Here is a 23,673-nt window from a genome sequence, read left to right as displayed (position 1 = left end):
GAAAACCACGCGCGCCCCCGAGGCATTCCTCTTGCCTGTCTGCCCTGCGCGCGGTCAGGACAGAGTAAAGCGGAACCGAGTCCACGCAATGTCGAGACGCCGAAATCCCCAGAACCGTCGCCCTGCTCACCCTTCGGGGCGGCACCCGCCGCGCGCCCCTGGCCGACCTTCCGAGCGAGCTGCTCCCGCCTCGCCCGGCCTCCGAGTCCCACTCCGGGTGCGGATGCCCCCCATGCCCCCACAGACTCTGGAGGCTCGCCCGGGACGCTGGCTGTGGACGTGCCGCGCGGGCTTCGAGCCCCACCTCTTCGAAGAGCTGGCCTGGGCCTCGGCCGAGCCTCGACTGCTGGGCGAAGCGCTGGTGGAGAGCGAGGGCCAGCAGGAGCTCGCTCCTGCTTTCGCTCGTCAGGGCAGCCGCGTGGTGGCCAGCTTCTCGGACGAGGAACCGGAGGCGCTCGCCACAGCGGTGGCCCAGGCCGTGGCCGCCCTGCCGCCTCCCGCGCCCCTGGTGCTCCAGGCGTTCACTCCGGACACGCCTCAAGGCAATGCGCTCGCGGCCCAGGCGGAGGCACTGCGCGATGCGGTGCGCGGGCTCCTTCCGGCCAGCCGTCTGCTCGAGGACGCGGAGCGGGCCAGGGAAGCGGGGGCTCGGCTCGTCACGCTGTGTGTGGCTCCGGGCGTCACCTTCGTGGGCGTGGTGCATGCACGAGAGGCGCTGTCCCTGGCTCCCGGTGGCCGGCGGCGGATGCGGCGCGCGGGCGAGTCTCCCTCCCGGGCGGCGATGAAGCTGGAGGAGGCGCTCGATGGCCTGCCCTTCGAGCCGGGCCGGGGGGATGTCTGCGTGGATCTCGGCGCCGCGCCCGGGGGGTGGACCCAGCGGCTGGTGACGCGGGGCGCGAAGGTGATCGCCGTGGATCCCGCGCGGCTCATGCCCGAGCTGGCCTCGAATCCCCGCGTGCGGCACGTGCAGGAGAGCGCCTTCGCCTTCGCTCCCGAGGAACCCGCGGACTGGCTCTTCTGCGACATGGCCTGGCGCCCGCTCGAGGTGGCGCAGCTGCTCGCCAAGTGGGGGCGGCGCGGCTGGGCCTCGCACCTGGTGGCCAACATCAAGCTGCCGATGAAGGACAAGAACCCCATCCTGCTGCGAGTGCGCCACACGCTCACCGAGGACGGAGGCTGGAAGGGCTTGACCGTGCGCCAGCTCTACCATGACCGAGACGAGGTGACGGTGACGGCCCACCGGCGCTGAGCCTCGGGCCTGCGCGAGTGCCGCCTCCGCGATACAAGAGCGGCGATGCCCTACGCCATCGACGACGCCACCGCCACCGCCCTCATCGCCCTGCACCCCTGGGCTGTTGCCCGCAGTCCCCAGCCCGTCCAGCTCGCCGTGGAGACCCTGCTCGAGGCAGAGCGCGCTCGCCGGGGGCAGCCGGACAAGCTGGGCGCGCTACAGGCCCTCGCGCTCACCCAGGGCAGCCTGCTCAAGGAGGAGTTCGATCTCTCCACCCACGCCCACCACGATGGATGGAAGGTGGGCGCCGTCATCACGGACGTGCAGGGGATGATCAACGTCAACGCGCGCTTCGGCTTCGGCGTGGGAGACGCCGTGCTCAAGGCCACCGTGGAGTCACTGGCCGCTCAGTACCCGGGAGCCAAGGTGGTGCGCATCCACCCGGATGCCTTCGCCGCGCTGCTCACGCCCACCTCCCAGCTCACCGTCCAGCCCGAGCAGAAGGAGGCCACGCGCACCCGGCTCGCCGAGGACGTGGCAAAGGTGCTCCCCACGGGCACCGCAACGCAGGACGTGCCTCAGCACACGGTGGCGCTGCTGGAGCTGACTGTGGATCAGCCTTCTCACTGGCAGGTTCTGGGGCCACTGCTGTGGGCCGAGTTGGAGCGGGCCCACGTCCTGGAGCGCCAGGAGCGCACGACCGAGGTCGTCCAGCGCCGGCGCATCCGCCTCGACGGCTTCGTCCCCGGGACGCCTACTCCTCAAGGATGAACTTCCGCGGGTTCTGCGCGATGCCGTTCACGCGGACTTCGTAGTGCAGGTGCGGACCGGTGGAGCGGCCCGTGTTGCCCACCGCAGCGATCAGCGCGCCGCGCTTCACGCGCTCTCCCGACTTCACCATCAGCCGGGACAGGTGCCCGTAGCGCGTCTTGATGCCGTACCCATGGTCGATGACGATCACGTTGCCGTAACCGCCCTCGAGCCCCGCGAACACCACCGTGCCGTCCGACGGCGCGAACACTTCCTTGCCGTGCGGGGCCGCGATGTCCAGGCCCTGGTGCATCACCCGGTCCGCCGTGTACGGATCCAGCCGCTGGCCGAAGTCGCTCGTCACCCAGCCGCGCGCCGGCCAGATGGACGGCGTCGAAGCCAACAGCGACTTCTGATCCTGGAAGTACGCCTGCAGTTCCTGCAGGCTCTGCTCCTGCCGCGTCGCCTCGGCCGAGAGCTTGTCCAGCCGCCCGGTCAACGCATTCAGCGCGTTGGGCGAGTCGCTGGTGGTCAGCTGGGTGAACTGGGTGTCCGTCGTCGCCGGAGCCGCGGTGCCGGGCTCCGTCTCCGTGGGGCCCATGGCCAGGTTGCGCTGCGGATCAGACAGCAAGGTGATGGCGCGCAGCTTCTGATCGAACCGCTCCACCCGGTCCAGCGTGGTGCCGATGTGCTCGATGCGCTCACGCACTGACTTCAGCTGCCCGCGCAGGGTGAGGTTCTCGTCCCTCAGGATGCGGTTCTCCGCGGCATCCTGCGCCACGCGGAAATAATGGACCGTCGCGCCCAGCGCCATCCCCGCCAACAGCACCACCCCCACACCCAACTGCACGAGGAAGGACTTCTGGATGTGGAAGCGCTGGACGGGAGCGTTGTGGTCCGAGACCACAATCAGGGTGTAGGACTTTTTCGCCACGCAACAACTCCCTAAGTGCTCACGCTGTGGGCTCTACGGCGCGCAAACCTAAGGCCTCGGCCTGCTCGCCACACCTACCGCCTTCGCCACGCCCCTCGGAGTCCGTCAGTCAGCGGCATTTCGCCAGAACTGGAACAGTTTGCGCAGCTATCATCGCCGTTTCCAAGGTGTCAAGGTGAACAAAACACTCGACACACCTGGAAGGTCCTGCTCCCCGCACAGGATCCATCAAGCCTGCATTTGTACAACAATGACGGTGATGTTGTCGTCACCGCCCCGCTCGTTGGCCATGTCAATGAGGCGCTTGGGTACGTCCTGGAAGTTGGGCGTGTTGAGCACCAACTCCTGGATCTCCCGGTCCTCGAGCATGTTGGCCAGACCGTCGGAACACAGGAGGAACACGTCCTTGGGCTCGGAGATGACGCCCATGACGTCCACCTGGACTTCCTCTTCGAACCCGACCGAGCGGGTGATGATGTTCTTGTAGCGGGAGTGCTTGGCCTCTTCGGGCGTGATCATCCCCGCTTTGATCTGCTCGTTGACGAGCGAGTGGTCCTCGCTGATCTGCTGGATGAGCTCACCGCGGATCAGATAGGCGCGACTGTCGCCCACGTGGGCGAAGAAGACCTGGTCATCTCTCACCACGAGGGAGATGACCGTGGTGCCCATGCCGGAGAGGCGTGGGTCCTCCTGGGCCGCGGTGTAGATGGCCAGGCAGGCCTTCTCCACGGCGGTGCGGAGCGCCTCGGGGATGAGGGCGTCCTGGAGGTTGGGCGTGGAGATGAAGGGATTGTCCCGGCTGTCCCGGGCCCGTCGCATCTCCTTGTCGATCGTCTCGACAGCGATGCGGGAGGCCGTGCCACCACCAGCGTGGCCACCCATGCCATCCGCCACGACGTAGAGCTGAAGCTCGTCGTCGATGAGGAAGCTGTCTTCGTTGTGGTTGCGCTTCCGACCGACGTCGGTGAGGCCCGCCGAGACGACCTTCATCTGAGGTGCCGCGCTTTGTCCTGCGGTTTTGGACACGGCGCCGATGCTATGTGGAGACTTGGAGCGGGGCAAGGACGCGGATCTTCTGTCCGTGCTCAAGCGCTTTGCCGAAGGCGCCCCCGGGCCCCTCCCCCGGGTGCCGGCTCGCGTCTCGGCCGGGGGGCCACCCCCAGGGCCCGGTGGGCCGAACGCACCAGGGCCTCGGCCGCCCCCAGGGCCTCCCGCGTGACCTCCACGCCGGAGAGCATCCGAGCCAGTTCCTGCGTCCGCTCCGTCCCGGCCGCCAGGGGGACGACTTCCGAGAGGGTGCGCCCTCCCTTGATCCCCTTGCGGATGAGCAGGTGAGCGTCCGCATAGGCGGCCACCTGGGGAAGATGCGTGATGCAGAGCACCTGGCGGTGACCGCTGACCTCCTTGATCATCCGTCCCACCACGTCCGCGATGGCCCCACTCACCCCCGAGTCCGCCTCGTCCAGTACGTAACAGCCGCACCCGTCGCTATCGGCCAGGGCCCGCTTGAGGGCCAGCAGGAGCCGGCTGGCCTCACCGCCCGAGGCCACCTTGGCCAGGGGACGCGGCGGCTCGCCGGGGTTGGCGCTGAAGAAGAACTCCACCTCGTCCGTGCCCTCGGACCGCAGCGGGCCGCCGGGCGTCACCCGCACCTCGAAGGCCGCCTTGCCCAGGGCCAACCCCGCCAGCCCCTCCCTCACCTGGAGCGAGAACTCCCCCGCACAGGCAGCACGGGCCCGCGACAGGCCTGTAGCACTCTCTCTCGCCCGCGCCTCGGCCTTCTGACGCTCCTGGGCCAGCCCCTCGAGGATCTCCTGCCGGTTCTCCAGGGTGGACAGCTCCGTCTCCAGCTCACTGCGCTTCTGGAGAACTCCCTCCAGCGCGGCGCCGTGCTTGCGGCACAGACGCTTGATGGCGTCCAGGCGCTCCTCGACCTCTCCCAACCGGGACGGATCGGACTCCAGCCCCTCCGAGTAGCGGTTCAGCCGGCGCTGCGCCTCCTCCAACTCGGCCATGGCCGTGCTCATCGACTGGACGATGGGCCCGAGTGTCGCGTCGCACCGCACCGCGTCGTTGAGCAGCCCCAACGCCCGCCCCACCGTCTCCAGGGCGGAGCTCTCGTCTCCGGAGATGAGCACTTCGGCCTCGGACGCCTGGCGCCGCAGCTTCTCCGCTCCGGCCAGCCGACGCCGCTCCGCATCCAGCTTCGCGTCCTCTCCAGCCGCCGGGTCCAGGCGATTGATCTCGTCCAATTGGAAGCGCAAGAACTCGGCGCGCTCTCGCACGCGGGCCTCATCTCCGCCCAGCGACTCCATCCGCGCCTCCACCTCGCGCAGGGCGGCGTAGTGCTGTCCGTAGACCTGAAGCGCCTCGGTGAGGTTGCCGTACCGATCCAGCAGCGTGCAGTGCAGGCTGGAGTCGAACAGGCTCACGTGCTCGTGCTGGCCGGCGATGTCCACCAGCCCTCGGGTGAGCCGCGCCAGGACGCCCACCGTCACCAACGAGCCGTTCACGTATGCCTTGCCACGTCCGTTGCGCCCCACCACCCGGCGCACCAGGACCTCCTCGCCCAGATCCGGAATCCCCAACTCCTCCAGACGCTCGGCCATCGCGGGGGTGCGCGCGAAGACACCTTCCACGGAAGCATCCTCCCGCCCCGCCCGGATGACGTCCGCATCCGCCCGGCCGCCGAGCAGCAGCCCGAGCGCATCCACGAGGATGGACTTGCCCGCCCCGGTCTCGCCGGTGAGCACCGTCAATCCGGGCCCGAACCCCACCTCCACCTCTTCAATCACCGCCACGTTCGAAATCCGAAGTCCCAGCAGCACACGCCCTCCGATATCCGCTTTGGAGCCCTGGTACTGAACACCCTAGCAGGTAACGAAGGCACTGCACAGACGTTCCGTGCAGGCGCGTGCCTGCCGGTGGGGTGGGAGAGTGGGCGACGTCCGGAAGTCAGCTCTCGGTGAACAGGTCCGCGATGTCCTGTTCTGTCAGCAACCGACCGAAGTCTCCCTCGGTCCCGAGCACCCCGGCGGCCAGGTCCTTCTTCCGCCGCTGGAGTGAGAGGATCTTCTCCTCCACGGTGCCTCGGGTAATGAGCTTGTAGCTGATGACGGCCCGAGTCTGCCCGATGCGGTGGGTTCGGTCCGTGGCCTGGTCCTCCACGGCCGGGTTCCACCACGGATCGTAGTGGATGACGTAGTCCGCGGCCGTGAGGTTGAGGCCCGTGCCGCCCGCCTTGAGGCTGATGAAGAACAGCGGCGGGCCATCCGGCCGGTTGAAGTCATCCACCTTGGACATGCGGTCCTTGGTACGACCGTCCAGGTAGAGGTACTGCAGGCCGCGCTTGTCGGCCTCGCTCTTGAGCAGTTCCAGCATCTCCGTGAACTGGCTGAAGACGAGGGCGCGGTGTCCCTCGGCCACCAGATCGTCCACGAGCTGGCCGAAGCGCTCCAGCTTGGCGCTCGAGGGCAGGAGCGTGTTGGGCGGCAGCTTGAGCAGGCGCGGATCACAACACACCTGCCGCAGCCGCATCAGCGCCGCCAGGATGGACACGCGGCTGCGCTTGAAGCCGACCTTCTCGATGCTCTCGCTCACCTTGCGGCGGCTCTCCTCGAGCACCTCGCGGTAGAGCGCCGCCTGGCCGGGCTCCATCTCGCACCACGCCACGCTCTCCGTCTTCGGAGGCAGATCGCTGGCCACCTCCGTCTTCAGGCGTCGCAGGATGAAGGGCTGGATGCGGCGGCGCAGTCTGTCGCGCGCCGTGGCGTCGTTGGCCACCTGGATGGGCTGCTCGTAGCGATCGCTGAAGCCCTCCGCGCTGCCCAGGAAGCCCGGCATGAGGAAGTCGAAGAGGCTCCACAGCTCGCTGAGCCGGTTCTCCAGTGGCGTGCCCGTGAGGGCCAGGCGCGTGTCGCTCGGCAGCGACTTGCAGGCCTGGGCCGTGGCGCTGTCCGCGTTCTTGATGTTCTGCGCCTCGTCGAGGATGACGTAGCGGAAGCCTACCTGCGAGAGCTGCTCGAGATCCCTCCGCACCAGGGCGTACGAGGTGAGCACCAGATCCACGTCCTTGAGATCTTCGGCGCGCTCCTTGCGGTCCTGGCCGTGCCACACCATCGTCTTCAGGGCCGGAGTGAAGCGCTCGGCCTCGCGCTCCCAGTTGGCGAGCACGCTGGTGGGTGCCACCACGAGCGACGGCTTGTGGCCCTCCTCGTTGTTCACCTTCTGCAGCAGGCTCAGGGACTGGATCGTCTTTCCCAGACCCATGTCGTCCGCGAGGATGCCGGACAGGCCGTGCCGGTGCAGGAACCAGAGCCACGCCAGGCCCGTCTCCTGGTAGTGGCGCAACGTGGCCTGGAGCCCCTCGGGCATGGCCACCTTGGGCACACCGGCCGTGTCGCGCAGCTCCATCATCGCCTGGCGGGCCTTGGCCTCCACCTCGGTGAACTCGCCCAGGTCCGCGAGCAGATCCAGCGCCACGGCCTGATGCAGCGGCAGCCGCGTGCGCGTGCGGCCCGGCATCGCGCCGGCCTCCTCCAGGATGTCCGCCACGCGCTTGAGCTCGGCCGGATCCGCCTCCGCGAAGGTGCCATCCTTGAGCGGCACGAAGCGCCGACCGGACTCCAGCCACATGCGCACCGCGCCCAGGTCCACCGCCTGATCATCGGTGATGAACTCGGCGTCGAGATCGAACCAGTTCACCCCGCTCATGCCCACGCGGATGCGCGGCCGGAGCTTCGGGCGCAGCCGCACCTTGGGCGCCTGCACGCCGAAGCGCTCCCAGTTCTCTGGCAGCGCGCCGAGCCCGCGCGCCCAGAACTCGAGCGCCGCGTCCCCGCTGGCCTCGTAGACGTGGGACTGCCCCTCAAAGCGCAGGCCCATCTCCGTCAACTGCTTGCCCGCCGCGCGCTCCAGCTCCTCGCGGCGCCGGTAGAGCTTGCGGCTCTCGTTGCCCACGCCGCTCGCGTAGCCCAGATGCGTGGCGGTGGGAGACACCGGGACCGTGGTCTGCCCGTACCGCGCCGCGAGCATCACCTTCACCTTGTCCGGAGTGCCCTCCAAGGTGAGCACGAAGCGCGGCTCGATGGACTCGTCCACGTCCAGGTTGTCCGCCTTGAGCACCATGCGGAAGCGCGGCAGGTGCGCGGCGAAGAACGTCAGCACGCGATCCAGCTGCGGAGCCGGGAACGACATGGTCGGCTCCAGCAGCCACTTGCGCAGCAGCCGGGGCGGGAAGTCCGGCTCCACTGGCAACAGCGACTGGGCCTGGATGACGTACGTGCGCCGGCCTGCAAGGAGGATGACGTCCTTGAGCGAATAGCTCACTCCATCCGGGAAGAGCAGTTCGATGCGCGCGGTGGCTCCATCGGGACGGGACTCCAGATGGATCTGCGGACGCACCGGCACTTCCGAGAACATCAGCTGCGTGCCGCGGTAGATGACTCGGCGCTGGCGCAGCAGGTCGAGGATCTCCGAGAGGTCCTCGTCCGACATCACGATGCGCGAGTCATACCGGTGCTCGTGCTTGGCGAGCACGAGGAACACGCGCTCGTCCGCCGGGGAGATGCGCGTGCCCGCCTGGAGCAGCCGCTTGACGTGCACGGGACCCTTCATCTGGGCGTCCTGGCGGCGCACGTCGATGACCCAGTGCCGGCCGCTGGGGCCCGTGTTGGAGGGCGTCAGCCGGTACAGGAACTCATAATCCGGCTGCGAGGAGAGCCCCAGCCAGCTCTCCACCTTGGCCAGCGCCGGCAGGCTCACCGGATCGGCCGCGGGAGGGAGATCCGGAACGGCGATCTCCTCGTCGGACTCCGCCCCGGACTCGGGCTCGAACTCGGGGCCCTGCGGAGCCACCTTCTCCCTGGGGGCCTCACGGGGCGGCTCACGGGGCGCCTCGCGAGCAGCCGTGGGCGGCGGAGGGGGCCGGAACCGCGCTGCATAGATGAGCGCCGCGGCCACCACGTGCTTGCAGTGGGGGCCGTAGGTATTCCAGGACTGGCAGGAGCAGGTGGAGGAGACCTTGCCGTCCTTGGGCTCCAGCACCACTTCGTAGCGCTCGCCGGACGAGCCGGCGACCTGGGCGGTGATGCGGTCCCCTTCGCGTTGCAGACCGAAGACGCGGCGGGTCTCCGCGTACTCGCGGCCCTTCTTGAAGGTGGTGGGCTGGACTTCGGCCTTCAGTGCACGCAGCCACTGGCCGTCCTGCGGTGGAAGAGACTCTCGGGTGTCGACGGTCGATTGCACGGGTCGCTTAGGCCCCTGGCGCGGGGAACCACCTCGCATACCACAGAGAGGGCCCACCGCGTGGACGGGAATGATGGACTCGTTCAGCCCGGAGCAGACCGCGCCCCAGACAGCACGCGGCTGTGAGAGCATGAACGCCTGCCATGGCGCCTCCCGTCCGCCCCCGTGTCCTCGTCACCCGCCAGCTCCCTGGAGAGGCCCTCGGCCGACTGGGCAGCCATGTGGAACTTCGTGTGTGGGAGGAGGAGCTGCCCCCGCCTCGGGAGACGCTCCTGGAGCTCGTACGCGGGGTGGATGGGCTCATCTCCCTCCTGACCGATCGGGTAGATGGGCCCCTGCTGGCCGCCGCGCCCTCCTTGCGGGCTGTCAGCAATGTGGCGGTGGGGTACGACAACATTGATGTATCCGCATGTACGGCACGCCGGATCCCTGTGGGGAACACGCCGGGCGTCTTGACGGAGACCTCCGCCGACTTCGCCTTTGCCCTGCTCATGGGGTTGGCGCGGCGGGTGGCCGAGGCGGATGCGTATGTGCGGGCGGGCCAGTGGCGCACGTGGTCCCCTACCCTGCTGCTGGGCTCGGACATCCATGGGGCGACCTTGGGGCTCGTGGGGCTGGGGCAGATTGGCACTGCGGTGGCCCGGCGCGCCCGCGGGTTCGGCATGCGCGTGCTGTACGTGAGCCGCCATGCTCGCCCGGAATTGGAGGCGGAACTGGGCCTGCGGCGCGTGGACAAGGCCACGTTGCTCGCCGAGTCGGACTTCATCAGCCTGCATGTGCCGCTGAATGCGGAGACCCGGCACTGGTTGGGACGCGCCGAGTTGGCCGCGATGAAGCCCGGCGCCATGGTCATCAATACCGCTCGCGGGCCCGTGGTGGATCAGGCCGCGCTGGTCGAGGCGCTCTCCCAGGGGAAGCTGGGAGGTGCGGCGCTCGACGTCACGGATCCCGAGCCCCTGCCCGTGGATAGCCCGCTGCTGAAGCTGCCCAATGTCCTCATCGCGCCGCACATCGCGAGCGCCAGCCACGCCACCCGGGGCCGCATGGCCTCGATGGCGGTGGACAACCTGCTCGCCGCGCTCGAGGGCCGGCGGCCTCCTCACTGCGTCAACCCGGAGCTCTTCGCATGACCACCGATCTCACCCTGGCCGACGACGTCAAGGCACGCATGCGCGACGTCAAGGACTTCCCCCGCCCGGGCATCGTCTTCAAGGACATCACCCCGCTGCTGGCCGATCCGGTCCTCTTCGGCCGCGTCATCAACGGGATGGCCGCGCCCTTCCGAGGCCAGCACGTCACCAAGGTCATCGGCGTGGAGGCCCGTGGCTTCATCCTCGGTGCGCCCGTGGCGCTGGCGCTCAACGCGGGCTTCGTCCCCGCGCGCAAGCCCGGGAAGCTGCCCCACCACACCATCGTCGAGCGCTACGCGCTGGAGTACGGCACGGATGGGCTGGAGATCCACCAGGACGCCATCCTCAAGGGCGAGCGCGTCGTCATCGTGGATGACGTGCTGGCCACCGGTGGCACCGCCGAGGCCACCATGAAGCTCACTGCGCAGCTCGGCGGCGATTTGGTGGGCTTCAGCTTCCTCATGGCGCTGGGCTTCCTCGATGGCGTGAAGCGTCTGGGCGCCGACCGCGTGCGCAGCATCATCACCCTGTAGGCCCTCTGCTCCATGGCAAGGACGTTGACACCCGTGCCGTGCCTGTTTATAAATTGGTCATACAACCAATAAACAGGAACCACCGTGGGCCGTCCATCGAATACCGAAGAGCGTCGCCAGCAGATCGTCGCCGGGCTGCTGAAGGTCATGGCCGAGCGCGGTTACGAGCGCGCCTCGGTGGCGGAGATCGCCAAGGCCGCGGGCCTGAGTTCCGGGCTGGTGCACTACCACTTCCAGGACAAGCAGGAGATCCTCCTGACGCTGGTGGAACAGCTCTCCGCGCGAGTGCGTGAACGCGTGGCATCTCGGCTGGCGCGGGTGAAGGGAGACGATCCGCGAGCCCGGGTGGATGCATTCCTGGATGCGTTCCTGGCCACGGGGGCGGATGCGGATCCCGCCTCGGTGGCGAGCTGGGTCACCATCAGCGCGGAGGCCATCCAGCAGCCCGAGGTGCGCGCCATCTACGAGAAGGTGGTCCGTGCGGATCTCGAACAGTTGGAGGGACTGGTCGCCGCTGTGGCGGGGAAACGGCGGGCGCGCACGGTGGCGGCGGGGCTCTTCGCGGCCATCCAGGGCTATTTCGTACTCGCCTCGTCCGTTCCCGGGCTGGTTCCGCCCGGGTCGGCGGCGAGTACCGTGAAGCGCATGGCCGCAGGGCTGCTCGACGGTGCTCAGCCTTCGGAGGAGTCATGAAGACCTCGACGAAGATTGGCCTGCTGTCGAGCCTCTACCTGTCCCAGGGGCTCCCCTACGGCTTCTTCACCCAGGCCCTGCCCGCGCTGCTGCGCAAGCAGGGTATGTCGCTGCCCGATATCGGCCTGACGCACCTGCTGGCGCTGCCGTGGGCGCTGAAGTTCCTGTGGTCGCCGCTGATGGACCGGTACGGGTCGGAGCGACTCGGACGGCGGCGCGGATACATCCTGCCGCTGCAATTGCTCTCGGCGGGAGTTCTGCTGCTGCTCGCACTGCCCTCGGGCGGCGTGAGCACTCCGCTCCTCATGGCCATGGTGCTGGGCGTAAACCTTTTGGCGGCCACCCAGGATGTGGCCACGGATGGGATGGCGGTGAACCTGCTCTCGGAGCGGGAGATGGGGCTCGGCAACGGAGTGCAGGTGGCCGGCTACCGGGTGGGGATGATCCTCGGCGGCGGGTTGATGCTCATCGTGTTCGACGCGGCAGGCTGGCGGCCCACCCTGCTGAGCCTCGGAGCCATCCTGCTGTTGGCCACCGTTCCCATCGCCCTATACCGCGAGCCGCCCTCCGCGCCTCCGGCTCCCGAGAGCGTGGGCCTGAGCTGGTGGATCCGGCGTCCCGGGTCGGCCGGCTGGCTCCTGCTGCTGGTCATCTACAAGGCCGGGGAGTCGCTCGCGACGGGCATGCTGCGCACCTTCCTTGTGGACGCGGGGCTCAGCCTCACCGACCTGGGGTGGATGCTCGGAGGCGTCGGCTTCACCACGGGGCTCGTGGGGGCGCTGGTGGGTGGAGCACTCGTGAACAGGCTCGGACACCGGCGCGCGCTGATCCTCTTCGGAATCACCCAGGCGGGAGCCGTGCTGCTCTACGCGCTCGCCGCACGTGGCGCGACCTTGCCCATGCTCGCGCTCGTCTGTGGCGTCGAGCACATGACCAGCGGGATGGCCACCGCGACCCTCTTCACCGTCATGATGGCCAAGAGCCGCCCCGAATACGCCGGCACCGACTACACCGTGCAGGCATCCCTCGTCGTCATCGCGACGGGCTCGGCGGCGGCCGTCAGCGGCTATACCGCGCAGGCGCTTGGGTACGCGGGACACTTCCTGCTGGCCGCCGCGCTGTGTGCCGTGGGTGTGGTCTTCGTGCTGCTCACCTTCCACCCGCCCCGGACGCTCTCGCTTCCGGGGACTCCCGAGGTGTCGTCATGACCATCGCCGTATATGCCGGCAGCTTCGACCCTGTCACCGCGGGCCACCTCTCCGTCGTGCGCCAGGCCGCACGCCTCTTCGGCCATGTCGTGGTGGTGGTCGCCGTCAACCCGAACAAGCGCACATTGCTCAGCGCGGCCGAGCGAATGGAACTGCTGCACGAGGCCGTGGCGCTCCACCCCAACGTCAGCGTGTCGAGCACGGAGGGGCTCGTGGTCGAATACGCACGGGCCATCGGCGCCAGCGTCCTGCTGCGCGGGGTGCGCGGCGCCACGGATGCCCAGTTCGAAACGGAGCTGGCGCAGACAAATCGGGCCCTGGCGCCGGACCTCTCCACCCTCTTCCTTCCGGCCGAGGCCCACCTCGCGGAGGTGAGCAGCAGCGCCCTCAAGGAGCGGCTGGCTCGCGGAGAGGACATATCTACTTTCTGCCCGGCGCCCGTTGCCGCGAAGCTTCGCCAGCGTCTCCTCGAACCTCGGAGCCAGCCATGAGCCTCTCGTTCCTCACCCTCGGAGTCGGTGATGCCTTCTCCGCGCTGAACTACTCCTCCTGCCTCGCCGTAGAGGCCGAGGACCAGGTGCTGCTCATCGACTGTCCGCACCCCATCCGGAAGATGATGCGCGAGGCCTCCGCGTCCTCCGGCGTCCCGATGGACGTAGATCGCGTGGCCGGTGTCGCCCTCACCCACCTGCACGCGGACCACAGCTCGGGCCTGGAGGGGCTCGGCTACTTCTCCTTCTTCCTGCTGCACCGGAAGATGCCCCTGCTCGCCCACCCGGAGGTGGCCCACCGCCTGTGGGAAGGACACCTCGCGGCCGGCATGGAGTGCCTTATCGAAAAGCACGGCGCGGACCCCTCGCCCAAGCACTTCGAGGACTACTTCACCCACTCGCCGCTCTCCACCGAGTCGTCCGTCCGCTTCGGCCCCTTCTCCATCGAGTGCCGCCGAACCTACCACCACCTGCCCACCACCGCCCTGCGCATCCGGGCCGGTGGCAGGTGCCTGGGCTACAGCGCGGACACCGCCTTCGACGAGGGCCTCATCGCCTGGCTGGCCGAGGCGGACCTCATCGTCCACGAGACGAACTACGGCGTCCACACCCCCTACGCGAAGCTCGCCGCGCTCCCCGGCGAGCTCCGCGCCAGGATGCGGCTCATCCACTACCCGGATGATTTCGATCTTCCGGGCAGTGTCATCGAGCCGCTCTCCCAGGGGCGCCGCTACACGGTGTGAGCCCCTACGGCGCTAGGTATTCGATGCTCACGCCCTGCGCGCTGAGCGGACGGTTGGAGCCGTCGCTCGTGAGAGAAACGCGCAACCGCAGATCGCTCGCGGGCACATCGAAGGACTGGAGCGGGTCTCCGGGAGTGAACGCCTTCCAGTTGGTGCCACCGTTGGCGCTCATCTCGTAGGTGATGGTACCTCCGCGGGTGTCCTGGACGCTCGAGATGACACGCGCCTTGGTGATGGCGCCTGAAACGTTGTCGAGGGTGAGCGTCTGGGCTCGCACCGCGCTCGACGCGGAAACGCCCGCCGTATGTGTAGGCGTTGTCGTGTCGCCTGAATGCAGGCTCACGGCATCGAGGCGGATCCGCCCAACACCGCCCGTACCACCACCCGAGGAGGAACCACCTTTAGCCGTCACGTGGTTCTGTCCCACATTCATGGTGTTGGCGCGCAAGTAGACGGAGCCCCCTGCCGACCCACCCGAGGCAGTGCCATCAGAACCATCAGCACCGATGCGCCCACTCACTCCCAGCGTATCGGCCCAGGCGACAATGATTCCTCCCCCCACTCCCGCAGCGTTGCTCGCATACCGCCCTCCGCCCGAGCCCATGAACCAGCGCGACAACAAGGCATCCCCGTAGGTGAAACCGGCAGTCATCGATGCCCCGCCCTTCAAACCCGCAGTGCCATAACTCCCCCCTCCCGAGTAGATACAGCCACCGACCCCACCTCCCGGCCCCCCCCCTCCATTGTTCGCATTGCAGCCGCCGCCCGCCACACTGGGCCCTGAATAGCTCTCCCCCGTCACATAGTTGGTTAGCGCCGCCGAGTCCGAGCGGTAGCCACGCGCATCCATCGAGATGCCTCCACCGGAGATCACCACCAGCGAGCCACTTGCCTTGATGAACAGGATGCCACCCAGGGCTCCATCCCATGGATTGGCGATGAGCGTCCCGCTCACCGTGACGTTCCGGTAGTGTGGGATGCGCTGAACGATGATCTTCTGCCCCGTCAGCGTCGCGTTGCTGGTCGTGGCTCCGTAGATCTTCAGGATGGGACTGGCGAAGGTGAGCTGATTCGTCCCGAAGTTGACGCTCTTGATGGTGAGGATCTCGTAGGTGCCCACGTTGCCCGTGTCGCCCACGCCGGCGGAGACCGTTCCTGTCGGCGAGGGGTAGCCACTTCCCCCCTGCAGGTTGATCAACACCACCTCATCCCCCACCGCGAGCCCCGCCGGGAAATCCGCCAGCGTCACCGCGGTGTTGTCCGTGGCAAACGCCGTTACCTTGTAAGCCACCGCGTCCGCGAAGGTGCGCGCGGGGTTGGCGGGGTTGGACTGGGTATTGATGTTGAACGTCCCCGAGGCCACGTAGAGATCTCCGTCCTCTCCCTTCCCGAGCCCCGCGACGAGCGGGAACGCGGCCTCCGCGCGCTCCACATCCCAGTTGGCCGTCGTACCGGTACCGTCCTTGGCGCTCGTCCGCGAGAAGTCCTCCGCCACCTGCAGGTTGGTCCCCGAGGTCACCAACTGGAAGGACACCGTTCCCTTGCAATTGGACGCGGTCAGCGTCGTCGCAGTCACCGTCGCGGTCTGCCCCGCGTTCGCTCCCGGGCCCGTCTTCACCACGAAATCGATCTTCCCGTTGACGCTGGCCACCTGCGTGCCCGCCGTCGCGGAGTCGAGATCCGCCGCGAGCACTCCGCTCGTGTTGTTCGACGCAGCCACCGTGAACAGCGTCCCATCCGGAACCGGCACACCGGAGCTGTCGGTGATCACGTCCGAGCTGACCAGCAGCGTCGAGTTGTTGTCCGCCGGCAGCGTGGTGCTGGACACCTTCAGCGTGAACGGCTTGCACGCGGCGCCCGCGCAGGCTCCGTTGCCACACGTCGTCGTGCAGGACTGCTGGTAGGTGTACCCCGTCCCATCCGGCTTGCACTCCTCGACGTCCGTACCATTACAGCGCAGCCGGCCCGGCACGCAGATGACGCCGCCAGATGTCTGGCAAGCGCCCGCCACGCACACCTTGCCCTGGGCCGCGCAGTCCACGGACGTGCTCCCCGTCCCGGTCGCATTGCAGATGGCCGCCGTTGTGCCATTGGAGCAGGTCGCGCTCCCAGGGGCACACACCACGTCCTGGCAAGCCCCCGAGACACATGCCTTGTTCGCGCCACACCCGGAGGCCGCGTAACCCGTCCCCGTGCTGTTGCACGTGCCCAGCGTGGCCACATCCAGGCACACCTTGTTCCCGCTGGTGCAGACCTGTGCCTTGCAGCTCCCCGTGGCCGCATCACACGCCGTCCCGGCACCGCAGCTCACCAAGTTGTAGCGCGTGCCGCTCGGATCACACACCTCGCTGCTCGAAGCGCTCGCGCAGCGGCTCGAGCCCGGAGAGCAGATGATCGCCTCGCAGGCACTGCCCAGACACGTCTGATCAGAGCCGCACGTGGCGTAGTCGTAGCCCGAGCCTTGCGCGTTGCACGTGGCGAGGGTGAGCGCATCCACGCACCGCTTGCTGCCCGCCGTGCACGAGTTGTTGCTGCTGTTGGGCACGCACACGCCCGCCTGGCAGCTCGTGCCCGCCTTGCAGGGCACATCCACGTAGCCCGTCCCGTTGGGAGTGCACACCTGGCTCGTCCCACTGTTCTTGCACTGGGTGCTCAGCGGCGCGCAGACGATGGTGCTACACGTGCCTCCCGCGCACACCTGGTTCGAGGCACACGACAAGGCATTGAAGCCCGTACCCGACGCGCTGCAGACACCCGCCGTCACCGAGTCCAGGCACCGCGTCTGCCCGGGAGTGCACACCGTGGGGACGCAGCGCCCGCTCACGCAGGCCTCCGAGGACGTGCAGGGAGCGCTGGTCAGCGCCGTCCCCGTGGCGTTGCACACCTCGTGCACTCCGCTCACCGGATTGCAGCGCTCCGAGAAGGGCACGCACGCGGGCGCCTTGCACGCCTTCGACGCCGAGTCGCATCCCGTGGAGCAGAACTGCAGGAAGGCCCACGCGCTCCCCGTCGGAGTGCAGGCCTCGAGCGCCTCGTTGTTGCACTGCTTGTCCCCCGGGATGCAGACGGACCCGTTCGACGTGGAGCACGTCCCGCTGGCACAGCCGAGATCGCAGGTCTGCACGACTTCGTAGCCGGAGCCATCCGCCGCACAGGCCTCCACCGTCTTGTGGTCATCCTGGCACCGCGTGGTGTTGGGCGTGCAAGCCTGGACCACGCACGCCCCATTGCTGCACCGCCCCGCACAGCGATCCTTGAACTCGTAGCCGCGCCCATCGGTGCCGCAGCTCTCCACATCGCCGCCGTTACAGCGGGTCTCGCCCGGGGTGCACTCCTTTGCGCTCCCCAAGGCCGCGCACTTGCCGTCCATACACAGCAGGTCCTTCCCGCAGTTGGCGTTGAAGGAACAGTCGCCCCCCGCTGGCACGCTCCCTGGCTCGGGCTCACTCTTTCCACACGCCGCGAGCCACAAACCCAGGCTCAACAGCGTCACTGCACTCCATCTCTTGCGAAGCTCCATGGTCTTCCCTCGTGCCTGTGGCCGCGTAGGGCCAGACAAGCGCTCCGTGCTTCGCAGTGCCGGGTGGTTCTCACTTGCGGATGCGAAACGGGGCGGAAGCATGCGGAACAAGACATTGGGCACGCTGTACTCCGCCGGAGGTATCACGCTATGAGAAGGCTCTGGGAGTCCTCCCCGTGTCCCCCTCGCCCAGCTCCACTCCTTCCTCTCCCGCGCTCGCCATCGAGGTGCGCGGACTCGTCAAACGCTTCGAGGACGTGGTCGCCGTCGCTGGCACCGACTTCGAAGTCCCCGTGGGCCAGTGTGTCGGCCTGCTCGGCCCCAACGGCGCCGGCAAGACGACGACCGTGGAGATCCTCGAAGGTCTTCAGCAACCCACCTCCGGAGAGGTACGGCTGCTCGGCCGAAACTGGCTCCACGAAGCCGGCGAACTCCGCGAGCGCATCGGCATCGCGCTCCAGGAGACACACTTCCACCCGCGCCTCAGCGTCGAGGAGACCGTGCGTCTCTTCCGCTCCTTCTACAAGCGAGGGCTGTCGGTCGAAGAAGCCATCGCCCTCGTCAAGCTGGAGGAGAAGCGCTCGGCCCACGTCTCGAAGCTGTCCGGAGGCCAGAAGCAGCGGTTGGCGCTCGCGGTAGCGCTGGCCTCGGATCCAGAGATCCTCTTCCTCGACGAGCCCACCACGAGCCTCGATCCCCAGTCTCGCCGCGCCCTCTGGGACGTCATCGAGGGTCTCAAGGGCAAGGGCCGCACCGTCGTCCTGACGACCCACTATATGGAAGAAGCCCAGGTGCTCTGCGACCAGGTCATCATCATGGACCACGGCCGCATCGTCGCCCGAGGCTCGCCGGCCCAGCTCATCGCCGCCACGGGCGCCGAGCAGGTCATCGAGTTCGCCACCACGCCCCATCTCCCAGCCGACGCCTTCGCCGAGGTACCCACGCTCGTTGCATCCCGACCTCGCGTCGAAGGCCACACCCTCTCCGTGAAGGAACTGCACCGGGCATTACCGGGAGTGCTCTCGATCGTCTCGGCGCGCGGCGCGACCCTGGCGCACCTCTCCACCCGCCAGGCCACGCTCGATGACGTGTTCCTGGCCTTCACCGGCCGCAGCCTGCGCGAGGATGCCCAGCCATGAACTCCCAGCATCCGCTGTGGCAGCTCGTGCTCTTCCGCATGCGCGGGTTCCTGCGAGAGCCCGCCGCCCTCTTCTGGGTCTTCGCATTCCCGCTGCTCACCTCCCTGGCACTCGGGTTGGCCTTCCGCAACCGCGCCCTCCCAGAGCTGGCCGTGGCTGTGGTGGAAAGCCCGGACGCGGACCGGCTCGTCCCCGCCCTGGAGGCCGTGGACGGACTGACAGCAAGGCAGATGTCCGAGGCCGAGGGGCGCGATGCACTGCGCCGAGGCCGCGTGGCCCTGGTCCTCATCCCCAGCTCTCAGCCCGAGCTGATCACCGATCCCATGCAGTCGGACGGGCGCACCGCGCGGCTCATGGTCGTGGATGCACTCGAGCGGCTGAACGGACGCGCGGACCATGTCTCGGTGCGCAACCAGCAGGTGACTGCACCGGGCTCGCGCTACATCGACTTCCTCATCCCCGGGCTGCTCGGCTTCGCGCTCATGAGCTCCAGCCTGTGGGGGCTCGGCTTCGCGCTGGTGGAGATGCGCACCGGCAAGCTCCTCAAGCGGCTCGTCGCCACGCCCATGAAGCGCACCCAGTTCCTGCTCTCCTTCATGATCGGCCGGAGCATGCTCGCCGTGGCGGAGATCCTCTTCTTCGTCGTCTTCTCGCGAGTGTTCTTCGACGTGCGGATGTTCGGCAACCTGCTGTCGTTCATCGTCCTGGGGCTCTGGGGCGCCATGTCCTTCGCGGGCTTCTCCCTCTTCATCTGCAGCCGGGCCACCACCTCCCAGACGGCCAGCGGGCTGATGAACCTCACCTCCATGCCCATGACGGTGCTGTCCGGGGTGTTCTTCTCCGCGTCCAACTTCCCGGACTGGTTCCAACCCGTCATCCAGTTCCTGCCGCTCACCGCCCTGAACGACGGGCTGCGCGCCATCATGCTGGATGGAACTTCCCTGCTCGCCCTCTGGCCCCAGGTGCTGATACTGGGGGTGTGGGGCCTGATCCCCTTCGTGATCGCGGTACGCTACTTCAAGTGGATGTAGCGCGGTCCCAGGGAGGGTAAGGTCCGCGTCCCTTGGAGGTGACATCCTTGAACGCCGTGCGCCGCCCTCTCTCCCGCTGGTCGTCGCGAGTGCTGGCCCTCAGCTTCTGCCTCGGGCTCGGCTGCCTCTCGGTCACGAAGCCCGTGGCGCCCCCGGAGACTGTCCGCATCACCCTGCTCCAGCTCAATGACGTGTATCAGTTCGCCCCGCTGGAAGGGGGCCGCGTGGGTGGGCTCGCCCGCGTTGCCACATTGCGCAAGCAGATCCTCGCGGAGAACCAGCAGAAGAACACGCTGACGCTCTTCGCCGGGGACACCCTGGCCCCCTCCGTTGAGTCCATCAGCCAGATCGGTGGCAAGCCGCTGCAGGGCCAGCAGATGATCGACGCATGGAACGCCCTCGGCGTGGACTACGCCGTGCCCGGCAACCATGACTTCGACTTCGGCGATGAGGTGCTGCGCGAGCGCATCAAGGCCTCGCGCTTCCCGTGGCTCGCGGCGAACATCTTCGACAACCACTCGGGCCGCCCCTTCGAGGGGCTCCACCCCTACATGATGGTGCAGTTGGACGGCGTGAAGGTGGGCCTCTTCGGCCTGCTGCTCCCGGAGACCGAGGTGTCCTCGAGCGTGTCCCAGGACACGAACATCCGCGACATCTGCTCCACGGCCAAGCCTGTCATCTCCCGGCTGCGCGCCCAGGGCGCCACCGTCATCATCGCGCTCACCCACCTGGAGGTTGACGACGATCAGGAGCTGGCGCGCTGCGCTCCGGTGGACGTCATCATCGGAGGGCACGATCACATCCGGATCGAGGATCGCTCCACGGGCGTCCCCATCTTCAAGGTGGCCGCGGATGCCGTGGAGCTGGGCCGCGTCACGCTGGAGGTGGACGGCAAGAGCGGCAAGGTGAAGAAGGTCGACTGGAAGGTGTACCCGGTGACGGACGCCATCCCGGACGATCCCACCTTCGTCGAGGCCCTGCAGAAGTACGCCCCGCTGGTCGCCGAGCTGTCACAGCGCGTCGGCAGTACGCCGGTTCCGCTCGACGCGCGCAAGACGGTGGTCCGCACGCAGGAGACGAACCTGGGCTCGCTGATCGCGGATGCGCTGCGGCAGGCCGCCGGTACCGACGTGGCCCTGGTCAACGGCGGCGCCATCCGTGGCGACACCATCTTCCCCGCCGGAGAGCTCACCCGGCGCGAGATGCTCTCCATCTTCCCGTACCGGGATCAGTTGGTGAAGCTCCAGGTAACGGGGGACATCCTCCACGCAGCGCTGGAGAACGCTGTCAGCAAGATCGAAGAGGTGGCTGATCCGCCCGGGCGTTTCCTCCAGGTCTCCGGCCTGCGCTTCGCCTTCGATCCGAGCCGCCCCAAGGGCCAACGGGTCCTCTGCGTCACGGTGGGCGGCAAGCCGCTGTCCCCGAAGGCGTCATATACCCTGGCCACACTCAGCTTCCTCGCGGGAGGCAAGGACGGCTACGAGATGTTCCGCACCCTCTCGCCCACGCCCGCGCTCCAGGAGGGCCGCACCCCGCGAGACGTGCTGAGCGATGCCCTGCGCGGCGGCAAGCCCGCGCCCATGCCGACAGGAGACGGCCGCATCCAGCGTCTCCAGGGTGGCAGCCTCCAGGGCGGAGAGTGCGCACCGGCGGCCGCGACGCGCTGACGCGGAGCTCGGCAAGTTCACTGAGCGGCTTCAGCAAGGAGGGCGAGCAATCCCATCACCGGCGTCCCCACTTCTGCGCAATGAGCTGCGTGAGCCTGTCCAGGAGCGACCCATCCATCCCCGCTGGGAGATCGCCGGTGTGTACAGGCCAGACCGTCCATGACAGCCGCTTCCAACGTGCCGAACGCCTCCCAATTGCGCTTCTTCAAGGTGCTCTCTACTACCGTCAATAGTCATTGCTCCTCCTGCCTGCCTGGCTGCGACAAGGAGAACGCTCGTGCCGGTGACCCCCAGCGTCAAAGGAGCGGTGATGGGCCTGTCCGCCGCAGCCCTCTTCGGGCTCAGCGCGCCGATGGCCAAGCTGCTCCTGCCGTCCAGCACGCCCCTGGTGCTGGCCTCGCTCCTCTACCTGGGCGGCGGGCTGGGGCTGACCTGTCTCGAAGCACTGCGACGGATGAGCCCGACAGGTGGCTCCCAGCGTGAAGCACGCCTCGGGAGCAAGGACGTGCCCCTGCTGCTCGGAGTGATCCTCTGCGGAGGCATCCTGGGCCCGGTGTTGATGCTGACGGGACTGGCGCGGCTCACCGGCGTGACGGCCTCCTTGATGCTCAACCTGGAGGGTCCGTTCACCATCCTCCTGGCACTGCTCGTCTTCGGAGAGCACTTGGGGCGCGCGGGTGCCTTGTCCGCCGTCTCCATCATGACGGGCGCCATGGTCCTGGGCCTCCAGGAGGGGGAGCTGCGCGGGGATGTGCTCGGCGTGCTGGCGCTGGCCGGCGCGTGCCTCTCGTGGGCCGTGGACAACAACCTCACCCAGCGGCTGTCCCTGAAGGACCCGCTCTCCCTGGTGCGAATCAAGGCGCTGGGCTCCGGTGCGTGCACGCTGGTGCTGGCCTGGCTCACCGGGCAGCCCTTCCCATCTCCCCGAGTGCTGGCGGCTACCCTGGTGCTCGGCTTCGCCAGCTACGGCCTGTCCATCGTCCTGGACGCGTATGCCCTGCGCCTGCTGGGCGCGGCACGCGAGGCGGCCTACTTCGCCACGGCCCCATTCGTGGGAGCCCTGGCGGCGGTGCCCCTGCTCGGCGAGCGGTTGAGGCCCCTGGATCTGCTGGCGGGAGCGTTGATGGCCGTAGGAGTCGTGCTGCTGCTACGCGAACGGCATGGCCATACGCACACGCATGAGGCGCTGACTCACGAACATCTGCACGTCCACGATGCTCACCACGAGCACGCGCACCCGCTTGGCACGGACACCACCGAGCCCCACAGCCATCCCCACCAACATGCCCCGATCACCCACGACCATCCGCACGTTTCCGATCTCCATCATCGGCATAAGCACTGATCTGGGCAGCCGGCAGGTGTTCCAGTTCCAGGTCGATATGCTTCGCTTCGGGGATGGCGGTGCGCACCTCGGCCTCGATGGCGTCGATCTCCTCGCTGAGGACCCGAATGAGGTGCTGGGCTGCTTCCTGGAACATCCGCTCGCGCGCCTCGCCCGTGTGAGCCAGCCTCTCTGAAGGGAGCGCCTCGGCCAGCTTCGCCGCCACGAAGGTCGCGCTGAAGCGAATCTCGGCCTTGAAGGTGAAGGTCTCCGGAGTGAGCTGCCGCGTCTTCACGTCATGGATGTCCGCGATGCTGGACCGAGCGCGGATGACGTCCACGAAGCGCTGCCCCACCTCGTCCGGTACGGCCTGGCCCAGCAGCAGGTCGCGGTTCTCCACCACCAGGAAGATGGCGATGAGCCCCAGCAACAGGCCGACGATGATGGACGCCAGCGAGTCGAAGAGTGCATTGCCCGTAAGGTAGGCCAGGAGGATACCCGCTGCGGCGAGGAACAGGCCCAGCACCGCCGCGCCGTCCTCCAGCAAGATGGCCAACGTGGCGGGATCGGCTTTTTCGCGAACGTAGCGGAAGAAAGGCGCTCCCTGAGCCTGCTTCAGCACGCCGCGCACGGCATAGAGGAGGACACCGCCCTCGATAAGGAAGGAGACGCCCAACACCGCGAAGGTGCTGGGGCCGATCTCCGGCTGGTGCGGATGCAGGAGCGACGTGATGCCGTGGTAGACGGTGACGCCACAGCCCACGAAGAAGATGCCTGAGGCCGAGAGGATCCCAAAGATGAAGCGCTCTCCGCCATAGCCGTAGTGGAACTCCTCGTCTCGCTCACGGCTTGCGCGCTTGAGGCCCAGGAAGAGCAGCACCTGGTTGCCCGTGTCCGCGGCCGAGTGGATGGCCTCCGAGAGCATGGCTCCCGAACCGGACATGAAGAACGCCACGAACTTGATCAGGGTGACGAGGACATTGCCAGACAGCGCGGCGATGACGGCTTTGATGGATGAAGCGGGGGCTGCCAA

General features: G+C 68.0%; 18 protein-coding genes. 12 read left to right on the top strand and 6 right to left on the bottom strand.

The annotated features are described in order from the left end of the window. The first annotated feature begins 232 nt into the window (after window positions 1–232). Window positions 233–1,249 carry a 23S rRNA (cytidine(2498)-2'-O)-methyltransferase RlmM gene (gene rlmM, locus KY501_RS19215; protein ID WP_224364643.1) on the top strand — a complete coding sequence of 339 codons (1,017 nt, stop codon included), beginning with the start codon at window positions 233–235 and terminating at the stop codon, window positions 1,247–1,249. A 45-nt stretch (window positions 1,250–1,294) separates the two neighbouring features. Then, a complete protein-coding gene (locus tag KY501_RS19210) occupies window positions 1,295–2,002 on the top strand; it encodes a diguanylate cyclase domain-containing protein (RefSeq protein ID WP_224364642.1) in 708 nt (235 codons plus the stop codon). On the opposite strand, the gene KY501_RS19205 is transcribed toward KY501_RS19210, so the two are convergent. The 4 genes from KY501_RS19205 to KY501_RS19190 form a co-directional block, all read right to left on the bottom strand. Continuing rightward, window positions 1,986–2,915 (bottom strand): M23 family metallopeptidase, encoded by a 930-nt coding sequence (locus KY501_RS19205; protein WP_224364641.1) that lies wholly within the window; start codon window positions 2,913–2,915, stop codon window positions 1,986–1,988. The two genes, KY501_RS19210 and KY501_RS19205, sit on opposite strands and share 17 nt — an antisense overlap. 228 nt (window positions 2,916–3,143) lie before the next feature. Further along, window positions 3,144–3,905, bottom strand: a complete 762-nt coding sequence (locus KY501_RS19200) for a Stp1/IreP family PP2C-type Ser/Thr phosphatase (RefSeq protein WP_224364640.1) — start codon at window positions 3,903–3,905, stop codon at window positions 3,144–3,146. 95 nt (window positions 3,906–4,000) lie between these two features. After that, window positions 4,001–5,743, bottom strand: coding sequence for a DNA repair protein RecN (recN, locus tag KY501_RS19195; protein ID WP_224364639.1), 1,743 nt, complete (start codon window positions 5,741–5,743; stop codon window positions 4,001–4,003). 127 nt (window positions 5,744–5,870) lie between these two features. Next, the gene (locus KY501_RS19190) at window positions 5,871–9,161 is read right to left on the bottom strand and encodes a DEAD/DEAH box helicase (protein ID WP_224364638.1); all 3,291 of its coding nucleotides are present in this window, start codon (window positions 9,159–9,161) and stop codon (window positions 5,871–5,873) included. A 143-nt stretch (window positions 9,162–9,304) separates the two neighbouring features. Here KY501_RS19190 and KY501_RS19185 point away from each other — a divergent pair, with 143 nt between their 5' ends. The 6 genes from KY501_RS19185 (at window position 9,305) to KY501_RS19160 (ending at window position 13,959) form a co-directional block, all read left to right on the top strand. Next, on the top strand, window positions 9,305–10,291 hold the full coding sequence (locus KY501_RS19185) for a 2-hydroxyacid dehydrogenase (RefSeq protein ID WP_224364637.1): 987 nt from the start codon (window positions 9,305–9,307) through the stop codon (window positions 10,289–10,291). Further along, the gene (locus tag KY501_RS19180) at window positions 10,288–10,824 is read left to right on the top strand and encodes an adenine phosphoribosyltransferase (protein WP_224364636.1); all 537 of its coding nucleotides are present in this window, start codon (window positions 10,288–10,290) and stop codon (window positions 10,822–10,824) included. Before KY501_RS19185 ends, KY501_RS19180 begins: the two co-directional genes overlap by 4 nt. A gap of 84 nt (window positions 10,825–10,908) precedes the next feature. Beyond that, window positions 10,909–11,517, top strand: a complete 609-nt coding sequence (locus KY501_RS19175; RefSeq protein ID WP_224364635.1) for a TetR/AcrR family transcriptional regulator — start codon at window positions 10,909–10,911, stop codon at window positions 11,515–11,517. Further along, complete coding sequence (locus KY501_RS19170; protein WP_224364634.1) at window positions 11,514–12,725, top strand: MFS transporter; 1,212 nt, start codon at window positions 11,514–11,516, stop codon at window positions 12,723–12,725. The genes KY501_RS19175 and KY501_RS19170 overlap by 4 nt, the downstream gene beginning before the upstream one ends. After that, window positions 12,722–13,216 carry a pantetheine-phosphate adenylyltransferase gene (gene coaD, locus KY501_RS19165; protein ID WP_224364633.1) on the top strand — a complete coding sequence of 165 codons (495 nt, stop codon included), beginning with the start codon at window positions 12,722–12,724 and terminating at the stop codon, window positions 13,214–13,216. The genes KY501_RS19170 and coaD overlap by 4 nt, the downstream gene beginning before the upstream one ends. Continuing rightward, complete coding sequence (locus KY501_RS19160; protein ID WP_224364632.1) at window positions 13,213–13,959, top strand: MBL fold metallo-hydrolase; 747 nt, start codon at window positions 13,213–13,215, stop codon at window positions 13,957–13,959. The genes coaD and KY501_RS19160 overlap by 4 nt, the downstream gene beginning before the upstream one ends. A gap of 4 nt (window positions 13,960–13,963) precedes the next feature. Here KY501_RS19160 and KY501_RS19155 read toward each other — a convergent pair whose 3' ends face one another. Further along, window positions 13,964–17,479 carry a hypothetical protein gene (locus KY501_RS19155; RefSeq protein ID WP_224364631.1) on the bottom strand — a complete coding sequence of 1,172 codons (3,516 nt, stop codon included), beginning with the start codon at window positions 17,477–17,479 and terminating at the stop codon, window positions 13,964–13,966. Window positions 17,480–17,655: 176 nt separating this feature from the next. Between KY501_RS19155 and KY501_RS19150 the strand changes: the two genes are divergently transcribed. The 4 genes from KY501_RS19150 to KY501_RS19135 all read left to right on the top strand — a co-directional run bounded on the left by KY501_RS19150 (window position 17,656) and on the right by KY501_RS19135 (window position 22,661). Continuing rightward, window positions 17,656–18,618, top strand: coding sequence for an ABC transporter ATP-binding protein (locus tag KY501_RS19150; RefSeq protein WP_224364630.1), 963 nt, complete (start codon window positions 17,656–17,658; stop codon window positions 18,616–18,618). Next, window positions 18,615–19,649 carry an ABC transporter permease gene (locus tag KY501_RS19145; RefSeq protein WP_224364629.1) on the top strand — a complete coding sequence of 345 codons (1,035 nt, stop codon included), beginning with the start codon at window positions 18,615–18,617 and terminating at the stop codon, window positions 19,647–19,649. Before KY501_RS19150 ends, KY501_RS19145 begins: the two co-directional genes overlap by 4 nt. Window positions 19,650–19,705: 56 nt before the next feature. Then, window positions 19,706–21,316 carry a bifunctional metallophosphatase/5'-nucleotidase gene (locus tag KY501_RS19140; protein ID WP_224364721.1) on the top strand — a complete coding sequence of 537 codons (1,611 nt, stop codon included), beginning with the start codon at window positions 19,706–19,708 and terminating at the stop codon, window positions 21,314–21,316. A 277-nt stretch (window positions 21,317–21,593) separates the two neighbouring features. After that, window positions 21,594–22,661, top strand: a complete 1,068-nt coding sequence (locus tag KY501_RS19135) for a DMT family transporter (RefSeq protein ID WP_224364628.1) — start codon at window positions 21,594–21,596, stop codon at window positions 22,659–22,661. Here KY501_RS19135 and KY501_RS19130 read toward each other — a convergent pair. Continuing rightward, entirely contained in the window at window positions 22,609–23,673 is a 1,065-nt protein-coding gene (locus KY501_RS19130) for a cation diffusion facilitator family transporter (RefSeq protein WP_224364627.1), read from the bottom strand. The two genes, KY501_RS19135 and KY501_RS19130, sit on opposite strands and share 53 nt — an antisense overlap.

Source organism: Hyalangium versicolor (assembly GCF_020103695.1).
GTDB lineage: Bacteria > Myxococcota > Myxococcia > Myxococcales > Myxococcaceae > Hyalangium > Hyalangium versicolor.
The sequence above is the reverse complement of the archived record's forward strand: the minus strand, read 5'-3'. Positions and strand labels throughout refer to the sequence as shown.

What these genes read in the sequence shown, in the direction of transcription:
- KY501_RS19155 (WP_224364631.1), bottom strand. Translation starts at nt 17,479, where the DNA reads ATGGAGCTTCGCAAGAGATGGAGTGCAGTGACGCTGTTGAGCCTGGGT.
- KY501_RS19180 (WP_224364636.1), top strand. Translation starts at nt 10,288, where the DNA reads ATGACCACCGATCTCACCCTGGCCGACGACGTCAAGGCACGCATGCGC.
- KY501_RS19185 (WP_224364637.1), top strand. Translation starts at nt 9,305, where the DNA reads ATGGCGCCTCCCGTCCGCCCCCGTGTCCTCGTCACCCGCCAGCTCCCT.
- KY501_RS19210 (WP_224364642.1), top strand. Translation starts at nt 1,295, where the DNA reads ATGCCCTACGCCATCGACGACGCCACCGCCACCGCCCTCATCGCCCTG.
- KY501_RS19160 (WP_224364632.1), top strand. Translation starts at nt 13,213, where the DNA reads ATGAGCCTCTCGTTCCTCACCCTCGGAGTCGGTGATGCCTTCTCCGCG.
- KY501_RS19170 (WP_224364634.1), top strand. Translation starts at nt 11,514, where the DNA reads ATGAAGACCTCGACGAAGATTGGCCTGCTGTCGAGCCTCTACCTGTCC.
- KY501_RS19145 (WP_224364629.1), top strand. Translation starts at nt 18,615, where the DNA reads ATGAACTCCCAGCATCCGCTGTGGCAGCTCGTGCTCTTCCGCATGCGC.
- rlmM (WP_224364643.1), top strand. Translation starts at nt 233, where the DNA reads ATGCCCCCACAGACTCTGGAGGCTCGCCCGGGACGCTGGCTGTGGACG.
- KY501_RS19200 (WP_224364640.1), bottom strand. Translation starts at nt 3,905, where the DNA reads ATGAAGGTCGTCTCGGCGGGCCTCACCGACGTCGGTCGGAAGCGCAAC.
- coaD (WP_224364633.1), top strand. Translation starts at nt 12,722, where the DNA reads ATGACCATCGCCGTATATGCCGGCAGCTTCGACCCTGTCACCGCGGGC.